Genomic DNA, 13,941 nt, shown 5'->3' on the forward strand with positions numbered 1-13,941 from the left:
AAGATGAAGATCAATTTATGATGAAATGTAACCAGTTTACTCTGATAGCCACCGCGCTTATCTTCGTTGGAATAACAGCATGTCCCTTACCGACATGGGCAGAAACCGCCAGCCAAGTAACGAAGTCAAGTTATGCGCCTAAGGTCACCCGTGCAGCTCAAGGCGGCGTCATACTGCCAGCCACCTCAAACCTAAAAGTGCCAGAGGGCGCTGATACCATTTTCGTGACCCCTTCTGGATTACAGATTGAAGGGGATACGCTCCCTGCGTTGCGCGCAACGGTCGCTCGCATTGAGTCATCCATTAAAGGGCAACGCGTTAGCGGAAGAGCGCTATTTGAGGCTGCGCAAGCCTTAGAAGATGCGTATATCCGAGCGGGCTACCTGCTAGCACGTGTCGCGCTTCCGCCACAGACGATTGAAGATGGCAAGGTCCTGACATTAATTGTGACGCTAGGGTACGTTGAGCGCATCGATGCCTCTGCATTTTCTGGCACCACCCGCTCGCGCATCGAGGCGATACTCACGCCGTTGGTGGGTAACCATGCCTTAACCAAAGCTGAATTAGAACGTCGCTTATTGTTCGCGGGGGATATTCCCGGCGTACTTCTGCATTCCACCCTCAAGGCCGGAGAAACCCCCGGTGCCACCATCATCGTCGTGGATGGACGCGATATCCCCGTATTGCTCAGCACCCAAATCAATAACGAGCGCAGTGATGAACTCGGCAACTACAGCGCTAGCATCAATGCCAATTTTAATAACCTCTTAGGCTTGGGCGAAGTCGGGTACCTACAAGTCGGTGGCTATCCTGGTGACCATAAGAGTATCTTCGATGATGAGCCGCGTAACCGACAACTCGTGGCCGGTATCACCGTACCACTATCGTTGGATGGATGGTGGATGAATGTTGAAGCCGTTGACAGTAAAACCAACCCTACCTCTAAGTTAGATTTTCCCCTGCGCGATGAATACCAACGCATTGCCACCAAACTGGGTTACAACTGGATCCGCAGCCGTAACTTCAATACCAGCTCGGAAATCAGTTTGGACATATCGAGCGAGACACAAAAATTCGTCGTCAACCAGAGTGAAGTGGAGTGGACCAAAGACTCGCTACGTGTCTTACGTCTGAGTCAAAATGCGGATTTATACACCTCAACAGAACAGTACCTCACAGGTAACATTACCGCTTCGTTTGGGATTGATGGCCTCGGGGCGCGCCAAGGCTCGGACACGCTTCCCATGTCTCGCAGTGGCGCCAAGCCCGACTTCCGTAAACTTGCTATCAGCAGTCGCTACTCACAAGGCTTTATGCTCGACCGCTTGCAGTGGTCGGTGTTAGGTAAAGCACAAACCGCCTTTGGCAACGCCATGCCTGCAACTGAGCAGTTCGATTTAGGGGGTGCGGGTGGCCTCTCTGGCTTTGATAGTGGTGAACTCGTAGGTGATTCAGGGATCATGATACGCACCGAATTGAGTTTTTCTATCACACTGCCGCCCGTTGATACCTTTCCGTCATTAGGTTCCGCCATCGCACCTTACGTGTTTGGCGCCCTAGGCTCGGTTGCCATTGAAGAAGCAACTGCGGTAGAGCGCTCGACCATCTATGCGAATGCTCTGGGACTAGGGCTCCGCTTTGGTGTTTCTCAACGCGATACCCCATCGCAAACCACACTGGCCTTAGAGTATGGCCATGGGGAGCAAAACTCAGGGCCATCCGATGACCGTTTCAGCATTCGTTGGACCACTCAGTTCTAAGTAGGACTATCACGATTAATCCCGGCGGTATCAGCCGGCGGGATATTTTTCAACACTAAGGAATAATGACACGATGTGCCGTCACTTTTGTTTCAAGTTTTTTTCTATCACGGTAGCGCTGTTAGCGACGACTATCACCTTTGGGGCATCACTTGCACTGGCCGCTGATGCTCCCCAGCCAAGTGAACCGCGCGATACCACGGCAACATATGGCGATTGGGTACTACACTGCATACAGCGCCCTAACGCTAATAATAAAAATAGCCAAAAAAATAGGGCTAATTGTGAAATCGTCCAGTCAGCGACGGTCAAAGGCCAGTCACGCCCAGTGATGCAACTAGCTGTTGGTCAATTACCCAACCAAAAAGGTTTTACCATCACCACTGTGCTGCCAACCGATGTGTCTATTCCGGGTCAGGTTAATGTTGTAGTTAACACTGAAAAAAAAGCAGCAGACAATAAAGACGACAGCTTGGCGTTGGCGCTGACCCGCTGCCTTCCTAATGGTTGTGTCGCCGTTGCAAAACTGACGAGCGCGCTACGTACTAAGATGGGTGCTGCTAAGGTGGGTCAGCTTCAATTCATCCGAGCCAATGGGCAAAAAGTGGGATTTCCATTGTCTTGGATGGGATTTACTCAAGCAATGGCCGCATTAGAAACCAAGGATTAGAGGCGTGCATTTGTCATTGCCTCGTTTAAATGAAAATGAGTACCTTAAATGAAAATTGAAGGTACTCAAAACCGTTGATAAATTAAAAGAGATGTTTCGTATTCATTGTATGCAGTAATGGTATAGCCTGAGTGATGAAGCAATGGAAGATGCGTTATATGAAATTACTTCAATGCGTCAAATAGGCGTCAAAATCTATGATGGGAGTCATCGCTTTAGCAAAGTCTAAGTAAATATAACGAGGTAAAGCACCGGACGCATAACGGTTGTCACGGCTTTTGCTCAAAACAAAAAGCTCGCAAAAACAGCGCCAACTTACGCACCAGTGTTTGCAGCGTTATGCTGCAATCAGAAAATAGGAAATAATTATGAAATCTCCACATATCGGTGAGTTGGTCTTGAGTGAGCAACAGATTCAAGAAGGTGTTGAAATTGTTGCTGATAAGCTGAATAGTCAGTTCAGTGATGCTGTGGTGATCACAGTTGTACCTGGTGGTATTTTGTTTACGGCTGATCTAGTTCGTAAGCTGAAGTTTGATATCAAAATGGATTATATTTCTTGTCCCCATACGCCGGGAGATAGCCAAAACCAATCGGCAATCGTATTCCATGAGAATATTTCACTTCATGGTAAAGATGTCATTATGATTGACGATGCCATTGAGTCAGGTGGAACAATGAAAAGGTTGATTGCTCATATTCAAGAAAACTATGCAGTAAAGTCACTCTCAATAGCGACATTGTTCGTTAAACCACATCGTGTAGACATCCCAGTGGCGCAAAACTATGCATATGAAATGGACAATGATGATTTACTTGTAGGTTACGGTTTGCCGTGGGGAGATAAGTTAAGAAATGTCCCTTATGTGTCTAAATTGGTGAGGTAGGCGGCCAGCAGCACAACAAAGCGTTAAAGACAGATTCGCAAAGCGTGGGAACGAGGTGCAATCACTGGCTAATCAGGAAAACCCGATACGTTTTCTAGTCATAATCTGCTCCACTATCACCGGTTATCATGGAAACAGATTAACCACTTGAAGCCGGTCTCTACATCTTCGGTATCGTTAAAATAGGATGACGATTTACACCGTGCGTTTTTGGCTATCAAGAATTTTATCTGCATAAAATGTTTCCAACTTAAAAAGATATTTTCCGTAATTTATTGGTTACACTATCGATATTGTTAGATCACTTAAGATTGGATATGGAAGTAGAAGAGATTTATCGCCGAGATTTAAACTTGTTAGTGGCGTTGCGGATTCTGGTTGAGGAGCGCAGTGTCAGCCGGGCAGCGAATCGTTTAAACCTGAGTCAGTCAGCAATGAGCCGGGTTCTAGGACGATTACGTAGTTTACTATCGGATCCTCTATTCACACGCCAAGGGCAATATCTTATTCCTACTGAAAAAGCGTTATCTGTGAATCGAGCTTTAGGGGAACCGCTTGAGTCTCTTCGACAACTTTTGTCCCCAATCGATTTCGATCCTAGGTCTTGTGATCAGACATTCACGATTGCGACGACTGACTATGCAATGCAAACCATTTTACCATTTGCTTTACCGCGTATTTATCAGGAAGCACCCAATGTTGCGTTTGAGTTTTTACCTCTACAAAATGAACATTTGAAAGATCAACTCACATACGGCAGAGCAGACTTAGCGATTTGTCGCCCAATCCACTCGATTGAAGCATTACATTATGAAATATTGGGTCGTGTCGGGGTGTTGTGCTTATTATCGAAGCAGCATCCGTTGGCGAATGAACAAATGGGGATCGATGATTATTTGAGGTTTCCCCATGCGATGATTGCCATTAGTGACGGGGTTAAATCACTCATTGAACAGGCATTAGAAGATAAACCTAAACGGCGTATGGTGCTGAGGGCATATCATTTAGAAGCTGCGTTAGCGATTGTCGATATGATGCCACTCATTATCACCGTCCCTGCCGATTTGGCATACTTAGTTTCCGAGCGTTATGACCTGATCGTCAAACCTTTACCATTTCATTTTACGCCGTTTGATTATTCAATGATTTGGCACCCTCGTTGTGAACATTCTCCTGCACAGGAATGGTTGAGAAGCATCGTAAAAGAAGAATGTGGCAGGTTAATCGCCAAGCGAGTAGAGGATATGGGGTTGGATGAAGTAAGGCCCTGAGTGGGCCTTACTCAATAGGGATTTAAAGCTTTATCACCACACGACCAGTCGTCTGACCCGTGGTAATTTTCTCTGCATATTGTGGCGCTTCATTTAATGTTATTTCAGTACACGCCTGCTCAAAATAATGCGTTGGTAATAGTTGGGCAATTTTTTCCCATGCTGCAATGCGTTTTTCACGTGGGCAACTGACCGAATCAATACCTTGCAAGCGGACATTACGCAAAATAAATGGCATGACCGTTGTTGGCAGATCAAACCCGCCAGCAAGGCCACAGGCAGCGACAGCGCTGTTATAGTCCATTTGAGCTAACACTTTTGCCAACATTTTGCTGCCAACCGTATCAATAGCACCAGCCCAAACTTGCTTTTCCAGTGGACGGGCTGGTTCTTCAAATTCACGACGATCAATGACTTGACTGGCACCTAATTTTTCTAATAGTGGGCCATTTTGTTCTACACGACCCGTGACTGCCGCGACTTTGTAGTTGAGTTGAGATAACAGCGTTACCGCGACAGAGCCGACACCGCCACTTGCGCCTGTCACCAGAATCGTTCCGTCTTCAGGTTTAATGCCTGCATCAATTAAAGCCTGAACACAAAGCATTGCCGTAAAGCCAGCAGTGCCGACCATCATAGCTTGTTTTGAGTTAAAACCCTGTGGAAGAGGGACAAGCCAGTCCGCTTTCAGGCTCGCTTTTTGTGCCATGCCTCCCCAATGGTTTTCTCCGACTCCCCAACCTGTCAATACAACAGCGTCACCTTCTTGATAACGAGAGTCAGCTGAACTGAGTACTTTTCCTGCCAAATCGATTCCTGGAACCATCGGGAAATTACGGATAATTTTGCCTTTACCTGTAATAGCCAAACCATCTTTGTAGTTCAGTGACGAATAATCGACAGCGACTAACACTTCACCTTCCGGGAGATGTGATTCATCGAGTTGTTCGATAGTTGCAACGGTTCTTTTATCTTCTTGATTCAGAATTAAAGCATCAAACATAGGGTTCTCCACAAATATAGTAATGATTAATTCATCGCAGTTTAGCGCTGATACTCCTATGAATTAAGTGAAGCTTTAGCATATATGGCTATGCATAATAGTCATACTGATTGTAGGGGTTGTTGACCTTTCGTGGTTGAATTTTGTTCAATCTGAACGGGTATTGCTCGCGGCGCGGGGCATGCCGCTTAGCTATCCTAAGCAAATGACCCGCAACAAAGAGCAAGACACGTTCAGATGAACCCTCTGGGCAGCATTTGTCGCTCATTTATCCAGCGTTAGGTCATGGTTCATGTAGATCGCTACACTTCACATGACCTGCCTTGACTAAATGCACGACAAATTGCTGCAAAAACCATCACGAAAGGTCAACAGCCCCTAAGTATATAGAATGGATGTGTATTGCAGTGAATCATGCTCCTGAGGACGGCTATGCACAACAGTCATGGCATAGATGTAAATAAGTCATTTTACTCATATATTGAATTCCATGATATTAATGCGGTTATTGAACCTGAAGTTTTCATATGAAACAGGCTACGAGAACCCGAAATCCTAGGTGGTTGGCGCGTTTGATATGAGAATTCACCGATTAGAGGAACAATTTATGACTAAGTTAACCGATGACATCGTATTCCAGTCAGGAGGCAAGCTACATAACCGAATCGTAATGGCACCAATGACGATTCAATCTGCTTTTTTCGATGGTGGTGTAACGGAAGAGATGATCAATTATTACGCTGCTCGCTCGGGTGATGCTGGTGCTGTCATCGTCGAAAGTGCGTTTGTTGAAAAATATGGTCGAGCATTCCCTGGTGCACTCGGTATCGATACAGATAGCAAAATCACGGGTTTACGTAAGCTCGCTGAAGGCATTAAAGCAAAAGGCTCAAAGGCTATTTTGCAGATCTACCATGCAGGACGGATGGCGAACCCAGAGTTCAACGGCGGGCATCAACCCATCTCTGCCAGTCCGGTTGCAGCTTTGCGTGATAATGCGGAAACGCCATTGCAAATGACTCAAGAGCAAATCGAAGACATGATTGAACGCTTTGGCGATGCAGTGAATCGAGCGATTCTTGCCGGTTTTGATGGTGTCGAAATTCACGGTGCAAACACGTATCTGCTTCAGCAATTTTTCTCTCCGCATTCAAACCGCAGAACCGACAAATGGGGCGGCGATATTGAGAAACGCACCACTTTCCCGCTCGCCGTACTCGCAAAGGCAAAAGAAGTTGTTCAAGCGCACGATAAAGCTGATTTTATTATCGGTTACCGATTCTCTCCGGAAGAGATTGAACAACCGGGTATCCGCTTTGATGACACCATGTATCTGCTAGATAAGCTGGCGACATGTGGCTTGGATTATTTGCATTTCTCGATGGGGAGCTGGGCACGGAACTCGATTGTGACTCCGGAAGATCTAGAGCCGCTCATCAACAAGTACCGTCATCTACAATCTGACGCCTTAGCACAAGTGCCGGTGATTGGTGTTGGTGGTATTGCGCAGCGCAGTGATGCTGATAAAGCCATTGAACAAGGGTATGACATTGTCGCTGTGGGTAAAGGCTTCTTAGTTGAGCCAACTTGGGCTGAGAAAGCGCTTAACAGCGAGTCGTGTGCCGAGTTTGCCGATATCGCACAACAAGAAGCATTGCAAATCCCGACCCCATTATGGGAAATCATGGACTACATGATTGTCGATAGCGCAGCCGAAGCGATTAAGCACCAACGAATTAAAGAGTTGCAGAGCATTCCGATCAAGTTTAACGCCGGTGAATATACAGCGTATGGCCGTGGTCATAACGATGACTTACCTGTGACCGTCTCCTTCTCTGAAGATAAGATCCTCAATATCTTTGTTGATTCATCAAAAGAATCTGACGGAATTGCCAACCCTGCCTTTGAACGTATTCCGCAACAAATTCTAGACGGTCAAACGCTGAACATTGATGTGATTTCAGGTGCAACCGTCAGTAGCCAAGCCGTGCTTGATGGTGTTGCTAACGCAGTTGATCTCGCCGGTGGTAACTCTGAAGCGTTACGCTGTAAAGCAAGAGAAGCGGTTGAGTGGTCAACAAAAACGATTGAAGAGACCGTTGATATTGTGGTTGTTGGCGGCGGTGGTGCCGGTTTAAGTGCAACATTGACAGCCATGGATAAAGGCAAATCAGTCATTTTACTTGAAAAGTTCCCTGCGATTGGTGGTAACACCGTCCGTACGGGGGGATGGGTCAATGCAGCAGAACCTGCGTGGCAGGGTGAGTTTGCAGCGCTACCCGGTGAAAAAGAGACGTTAATGCAGCTCGCCAAGACACCTGAGTCTGAGTTTGTTGAAGAATATTTAGCAGACTTTAGAACGCTGAAATCTCAGTTAGATGGCTATTTCACCGATGTCGAGTCAGGCAAACAGTACCTCTTCGATTCAGTTGAACTGCACCGGATTCAAACCTATCTGGGCGGTAAACGTACCGACCTCAATGGTGAATCGATTTATGGTCAATATGATCTTGTGGAGACGTTAACTTCTCGTTCAATGGAGTCAATTGATTGGCTGACTGAGAAGGGTATCGACTTTGATCGTAGTGTTGTCGAAATCCCAGTCGGCGCATTATGGCGTCGGGCACATAAACCAAAACGCCAGAAAGGTGTTGAGTTTGTGGACAAGCTATCAAAACGTATTCAGGAGCAGAACGGTCGAATTATCACCGATACTCGTGCGACTGATCTGATGGTTGAAGATGGCAAGGTTGTTGGTATCAAAGCGGTACAGGCAGATGGCACAGAACTGATTCTGCATGTAAATAATGGCGTGATTATGGCTTCTGGTGGCTTCGGCGCAAATACGCAGATGATCAAGAAGTACAACACCTATTGGAAAGAAATTGCTGACGATATCAAAACAACCAACTCACCAGCACTGGTTGGTGACGGTATTGAGATTGGCGAAAAAGCAGGTGCAGAACTTGTCGGTATGGGCTTTGTTCAGTTGATGCCAATTGGTGATCCAAAATCAGGTGCATTGCTGACAGGCTTGATTGTGCCACCTGAAAACTTTGTGTTTGTGAACCAACAGGGCAAACGCTTTGTTGATGAGTGTGGAAGTCGAGATGTGTTATCTGCATCCTTCTTCGATAACGGCGGTCTCATTTATATGATTGCCGATGAGAATATTCGTCATACTGCGGCAAATACTTCAGATGAAACTATCGAGCGAGAAATCAAAGAAGGCACCATCATTAAAGCGGACACGATTGAAGAATTAGCTGAAAAAATTGGTGTGCCAGCAGAGACGTTGTCGAACACCATCGCTCAGTACAATCATTGTGTAGAGCAAGGGCATGATCCTGAGTTTAATAAGAGTGCATTTGGCCTCAAAGTAGCACAGGCTCCGTTTTATGCCACACCACGTCAACCGTCAGTCCACCACACAATGGGCGGCTTGAAGATTGATACACAGGCGCGTGTCATTGGTAAAGATGGCAATATTATCCAAGGCTTATACGCCGCCGGTGAAGTTGCAGGTGGTATCCATGCCGGTAACCGCTTAGGGGGTAACGCATTGATTGATATCTTCACATATGGTCGTATTGCGGGTGCAAATGCAGCCGATCGGGTGTAGCTGTATCTCAAGCCAATAGGTCGTACAGAGGGGAGCGTTGCTCCCCTCTTTAGTTAACACGCAATGACGATATGACAATGAATAGCTATAGCGCAAGATTTGAAATGATGGGGACCTTTATTGATTTGGTGGTCTACCATCCAAACGGTGAGCAGCTCATCAAAGACGCGTATATTCAATTAAAGGATTACGCAACTCGATTTACCGTAAATCAAGCAGACTCTGAGTTGATGCGCGTCAATCAAAATGCCGGTATTGCGCCTATTGTGGTGGCCCCGGATCTGTTCGAGCTGATCAAACTCGGTCAACACTATAGTGAAGATATGAGTACCCCCTTCAATATTGCCATTGGCCCTTTGGTCAAAACGTGGCGCATTGGGTTTCAAGAAGCGACGGTACCGCCGCCAGAGGTCATTGACGAAAAACTGGCATTAGTTGACCCAACTCAGATCATGTTGAATGAGCAAGAACACTCGGTGTTTCTGCGCCAAACAGGGATGGAAATCGATTTAGGTGCGATTGCAAAAGGCTATTTTGCTGACCAAGTGAAGCAAAGGTTGATAGACGCGGGGGTGGCGTCCGGCTTTATCAGTTTGGGTGGCAATGTGCTCACGATTGGACATTCACCAAAGAATGCGAATCGAGCTTGGAACGTGGGGATTCAGAATCCGTTGTCCAAACGAGGTGATGTGATACGGATTGTCCCGTTGCAAGGTATGTCGATGGTCACCTCTGGTATCAATGAACGTTTCTTTGAATTGAATGGCCAGCGTTATCACCACCTGTTGGATGGGAAAACAGGGATGCCGATTTCAACCGATATTGCGAGTCTGACGATTGTTTCCGAGCGTTCTGTGGATGGAGAGATTTGGAGTACCGCGGGTTTTCTTCCCTCAGCGTTGCAATCGATCCGCTATCTAAACACGATCGAAGGGATTGAGGCAGTTGTTGTTTCAATACAAGGGGAGGTGATGACGACAGATGGATTCGTCGGCCATAAACATCCGACGGACTCTGTGACATAGAGAACACGCCACGTGCCCCCATCAGTGCGGTGTGATGGCTAAATCGCTGAATCGACGAGGTCTGCCACACTTGCCTTGTTTGCTTTTCTTCCATTCTGCTACAGCCTGCTCATCAGTCCAAAAGGTCAGAGAACGACAGTCGCTCGGCATCAAAAATCAATCTTCTGTTTTTAGTCAGCACAAGGTCGAATTGTAACCATTAAAACCATATTGTTTATTTACATTTAGTTACAATTTGTAAATTGTCACAGATAAAACCTGCCTTGGAATTTAGCATCTAGAGAGTGCTTTTATTGAATTAAGACTTATGTGATGCGTTTTTATTATTGAGTAACAAATCTGAAATTATATTGTTCATCGTCATCAAATAATTCCTTTGCTTTATTGCAGAGGCGGTTTTTATTTTGTTGCCTTTAATGACGGGACTCATTACGGAGATATTAGCACCTATCATTCGATGAAAGGGTGTTTTAGAAAAACACGCTGAGTCGGATGCATAGATAAATATGAACACATAAGAATATCTTAAAAACCCAACTTAAATAATCACCATGAGAATATTATGAAAACCTCCAATGCATTCGGTGAAAAAAATATAAATAAATCCTATATTGCTGTTACTTTTGCGCTGGCTCTTTCAGGTCTATCTGAATTAGCATCAATTTATTTTGTCCAGCCGCTGCTTCCTTTCCTTTCTGATAAATATCATATTTCTGTCGACCATGTGAGTATTATCTTGTCGGTTGAAATGGCTTTGTTAGCAATCGGTCTTCTGTTTACCGGGAGCCTCTCTGACCGGTTCGGTCGGAAAAAACTAATTGTGACTTCTCTGTTTTCCGGCGCGATACTGACTTGCTGTTGCTCATTTATTACTTCCTGGAATGTTCTGGTTGCGGTCATGGGACTTCTGGGGCTGACTCTCAGTGGCATCGCTGCGGCGGCAACGGCATACATTAGTGAAGAAGTGGCTCCGGCTGTCGCTGGTATCGTCACCGGATATTTTGTGTTTGGTAACTCAATGGGTGGGATGTCAGGGCGTGTTTTTGCCAGTCAGATGATTGAACATACCACACTGCATAATATCTTTTACGGATTTTCGATCTTACTATTGTGTGTTTCTGTGCTAGTTTTGGTTATTTTACCTGAATCCAAAAACTTTAAACCGACGCCGAAACTGAATTTGAGTCGAATGATTAACGGTATGGGTGAACATTTTAAAAATAAAATGATTGCGCCTGTTTACGGTCTGGGATTTATTATTTTCGGTTCATTTGCATCACTGTATAATTACCTGACTTTCTATGTTTCTCATAAGCCTTTTAACCTGACACATGCACAGGCCGGTTTAATTTCAGTCTGTTTTATCTTAAGTGTGATCACGGCGCCTCAGGCTGGCCGTCTTGCGAATAAATTCGGTGCAACTAAAGTCTTAACCGGATTATTTTCAGTCATGATCGTAGGTATGTTGTTGGCACTGACACACACACTGACGTCGTTACTTATCGGTGTTGTGATTTTTACCGGTTGCTTCTTTGGATGCCACTCTGTATGTCTGCGTTGGGTAAACAAAAATGCGACTCATAACAGAGGTCAGGCAACGTCCCTGTATTTGTTCTGTTACTACTTGGGTGGTTCTATTCTTGGTTACTGTAACGGATATGTTTATAGCTATTTCGGATGGGCTGGTATGGCAACGTTTGTTATCGCGCTTTTGTGTGTCGGTATTTGTATTGCAGCTTATTTAAAAACTCAAATCCAGCGTAATGAGGCATTGGTCGCTGTCAGAAGCTAGTTTGGTCTGAGCTTATCCTCTTCTGGAGCGTCAGACAGGATTGAATGTCGGTAACTCAAAACGGATGAGTTACTGGCATTGTTCATTTCGGGTGCTTGGTTTCCATTTCCCTTTTTGTCGCCATCCGGTTTTACGTTGAATGACATCAACGATTGAGTTCATTAAAACTATTTTTAATTCTTCACATGAGATAGATCAGTATAATAGGGTAGCATTACGATTTAGAAAAACGTTCAGTTGGGGGGACAAAGTGGTAAGAAATATTATCTACCTTAGAAAAAGGTCGTATTACTTTAAACTGGTCGTGACCATTAATGTTCTTTGCTTTATCGGTTTAGTGCTGGTTGCCCTGAATCTCTATAACCGAAATTTCTCTGAAAATCTTCAAGAATTGAAAAACTACGGGTTATCTCAGGCAAGAGTGATTGCTCATGATCCGCTATTGTCTGAACAAGTATTTAAGAAAGACATCAAAAAATTGACCGAGATTGCTCAAAAGTATCAATGGGGAGGCGAGATTGAGTACATCTCTATCTCAAATACTCATGGCATCCGGTTATTTCATAGTAAAGGCTATGAGATCGGCCACAAAATTCATTCTAATAAAATTGATGAAATTGCGCAGGGAAAGGAAATCTCAGATGTCAGTGAAGGGTTGTACGGGCGGGTCTTGGTCAAGGCTCGGGTGCCGATTTTTTATCATGGTCGCTTTATCGGGATTGTTTCTACCGGTATCTCTTACCCTAAATTCATCGAAAAACAGAAAAAAGATCTGAATGAAATTGCAATATTATTTATTGCTGCCTGGTTCATTAATCTGGGGATTAGTTATTTATTAATCCGCAGCTTACGTTACCGGTTAAACTTAATGACGCCAGAGCAGATAGAAAAAGGCTTTGTTTATCGTCAGTATATTCTTGATTCCGTTTATGAGGGGATTGTCGCTGTAGACAAAGAAGATAATGTCGTTCTGATTAATGATGCTGCAATGGAATATTTGGACATTCTTGACGCGGACATTCGTGGGAAACCCATTTCAGATTATATCTTTAACACGGACTTTTTTAGCAGTAACTCTCTTGAAGAACTGAAAGATGAAACCATTCTTTGCAATGGTCATTCTCTGATTGCGACCCGTAAACCCATATACGATAAACAGGGTCATGAGCTCGGTTTAGTTGTGAGTTTTCGCATTAATACCATGCAAACTGAACTGGAAAATAAAATGAATCAGTATGCAAAGGATAAAGACAATCTCAGAGCGATCATTCACGAGTTCAACAACCAGATGTCTGTGATTTATGGCTTACTTGAGATGAGACGTTATGACAGTGTATTACAATACATTAATACGGAATTTTCGACCCGGCAGAATGATGTCCGTGAAATCTCAAAAATGTTACCCGTTCCCGATCTGGCGGCAATGTTCCTGAGTAAAAGAGCCCGGGCGAAAGAGCTGAACATTACGCTCGAAATCGATCCGATGAGTCGTATTGACAGTAAGCTGTTACCCATAGATATACAGGATATCACTTGTATTATTGGCAATTTAATCAGCAATGCTTTTGAAGAGATCGTGAACAGTAATGCTGAGCAACGGGTTGTCAGTTTGTATGTCTATCAGAGTGATGAGCTCATTATTGAAGTTGCAGATAGTGGAAGAGGGGTTTCCGAAGAAGACGTAGATAAAATTTTTGAGCGAGGTGTTACTTCGAAAGATGGCGATAATCACGGCATTGGTTTGCATCTGGTTAAAACGCTGGTTGAGCAGGCCGAAGGGCGAATTGTTATTGAAGAATCAGATTTTGGCGGCGCTTTATTTATTGTGTTTATTCCGTTAAAAAGTTGTTCTATATCAAAGCAATCGATACATGCTGAAGTGAATTAATTTATTGGTTAGTCACTTAATTG

9 protein-coding genes and 2 pseudogenes are annotated in these 13,941 nt (G+C 44.7%); 9 read left to right on the forward strand and 2 right to left on the reverse strand.

The genetic code is table 11. The features are described 5' to 3' along the window. Positions 1–17 precede the first annotated feature (17 nt). The 5 genes and pseudogenes from MKS89_RS06380 to MKS89_RS06400 all read left to right on the forward strand — a co-directional run bounded on the left by MKS89_RS06380 (position 18) and on the right by MKS89_RS06400 (position 4,588). Positions 18–1,760, forward strand: coding sequence for a ShlB/FhaC/HecB family hemolysin secretion/activation protein (locus MKS89_RS06380; protein ID WP_077316194.1), 1,743 nt, complete (start codon positions 18–20; stop codon positions 1,758–1,760). A 73-nt stretch (positions 1,761–1,833) separates the two neighbouring features. Further along, positions 1,834–2,430, forward strand: a complete 597-nt coding sequence (locus MKS89_RS06385; RefSeq protein ID WP_072963309.1) for an invasion associated locus B family protein — start codon at positions 1,834–1,836, stop codon at positions 2,428–2,430. Between the two features lie 82 nt (positions 2,431–2,512). Then, positions 2,513–2,611, forward strand: a pseudogene (locus MKS89_RS06390) (transposase); the annotation flags it as partial. Between the two features lie 187 nt (positions 2,612–2,798). Continuing rightward, positions 2,799–3,317, forward strand: coding sequence for a phosphoribosyltransferase (locus MKS89_RS06395; protein ID WP_072963306.1), 519 nt, complete (start codon positions 2,799–2,801; stop codon positions 3,315–3,317). Between the two features lie 317 nt (positions 3,318–3,634). After that, positions 3,635–4,588: a LysR family transcriptional regulator gene (locus MKS89_RS06400; RefSeq protein ID WP_021020181.1), complete on the forward strand. Its 954-nt coding sequence runs from the start codon at positions 3,635–3,637 to the stop codon at positions 4,586–4,588. A gap of 22 nt (positions 4,589–4,610) precedes the next feature. Here MKS89_RS06400 and acuI read toward each other — a convergent pair whose 3' ends face one another. Beyond that, positions 4,611–5,591 carry an acrylyl-CoA reductase (NADPH) gene (gene acuI / locus MKS89_RS06405; protein WP_072963303.1) on the reverse strand — a complete coding sequence of 327 codons (981 nt, stop codon included), beginning with the start codon at positions 5,589–5,591 and terminating at the stop codon, positions 4,611–4,613. Positions 5,592–6,198: 607 nt separating this feature from the next. On the opposite strand from acuI, the gene MKS89_RS06410 reads away from it, so the two are divergent. Both MKS89_RS06410 and MKS89_RS06415 read left to right on the forward strand, forming a co-directional pair. Then, the gene (locus MKS89_RS06410) at positions 6,199–9,213 is read left to right on the forward strand and encodes an NADH-dependent flavin oxidoreductase (protein WP_072963300.1); all 3,015 of its coding nucleotides are present in this window, start codon (positions 6,199–6,201) and stop codon (positions 9,211–9,213) included. A 71-nt stretch (positions 9,214–9,284) separates the two neighbouring features. Then, on the forward strand, positions 9,285–10,238 hold the full coding sequence (locus MKS89_RS06415; protein ID WP_072963297.1) for an FAD:protein FMN transferase: 954 nt from the start codon (positions 9,285–9,287) through the stop codon (positions 10,236–10,238). A gap of 30 nt (positions 10,239–10,268) precedes the next feature. Here the strand turns inward: MKS89_RS06415 and MKS89_RS06420 are convergent. Then, positions 10,269–10,370 (reverse strand): annotated as a pseudogene (locus tag MKS89_RS06420) (transposase); the annotation flags it as partial. Positions 10,371–10,800: 430 nt separating this feature from the next. Here MKS89_RS06420 and MKS89_RS06425 point away from each other — a divergent pair. Both MKS89_RS06425 and MKS89_RS06430 read left to right on the forward strand, forming a co-directional pair. Further along, a complete protein-coding gene (locus MKS89_RS06425) occupies positions 10,801–12,030 on the forward strand; it encodes an MFS transporter (RefSeq protein ID WP_072963295.1) in 1,230 nt (409 codons plus the stop codon). Between the two features lie 250 nt (positions 12,031–12,280). After that, entirely contained in the window at positions 12,281–13,918 is a 1,638-nt protein-coding gene (locus tag MKS89_RS06430; protein WP_159439561.1) for a sensor histidine kinase, read from the forward strand. Positions 13,919–13,941 lie beyond the last annotated feature (23 nt).

The sequence above is a fragment of the Vibrio gazogenes genome (assembly GCF_023920225.1).
Classification (GTDB): Bacteria; Pseudomonadota; Gammaproteobacteria; order Enterobacterales; family Vibrionaceae; genus Vibrio; species Vibrio gazogenes.

What these genes read in the sequence shown, in the direction of transcription:
- MKS89_RS06410 (WP_072963300.1), top strand. Translation starts at nt 6,199, where the DNA reads ATGACTAAGTTAACCGATGACATCGTATTCCAGTCAGGAGGCAAGCTA.
- MKS89_RS06425 (WP_072963295.1), top strand. Translation starts at nt 10,801, where the DNA reads ATGAAAACCTCCAATGCATTCGGTGAAAAAAATATAAATAAATCCTAT.
- MKS89_RS06415 (WP_072963297.1), top strand. Translation starts at nt 9,285, where the DNA reads ATGACAATGAATAGCTATAGCGCAAGATTTGAAATGATGGGGACCTTT.
- MKS89_RS06380 (WP_077316194.1), top strand. Translation starts at nt 18, where the DNA reads ATGATGAAATGTAACCAGTTTACTCTGATAGCCACCGCGCTTATCTTC.
- MKS89_RS06400 (WP_021020181.1), top strand. Translation starts at nt 3,635, where the DNA reads ATGGAAGTAGAAGAGATTTATCGCCGAGATTTAAACTTGTTAGTGGCG.
- acuI (WP_072963303.1), bottom strand. Translation starts at nt 5,591, where the DNA reads ATGTTTGATGCTTTAATTCTGAATCAAGAAGATAAAAGAACCGTTGCA.
- MKS89_RS06385 (WP_072963309.1), top strand. Translation starts at nt 1,834, where the DNA reads ATGTGCCGTCACTTTTGTTTCAAGTTTTTTTCTATCACGGTAGCGCTG.
- MKS89_RS06395 (WP_072963306.1), top strand. Translation starts at nt 2,799, where the DNA reads ATGAAATCTCCACATATCGGTGAGTTGGTCTTGAGTGAGCAACAGATT.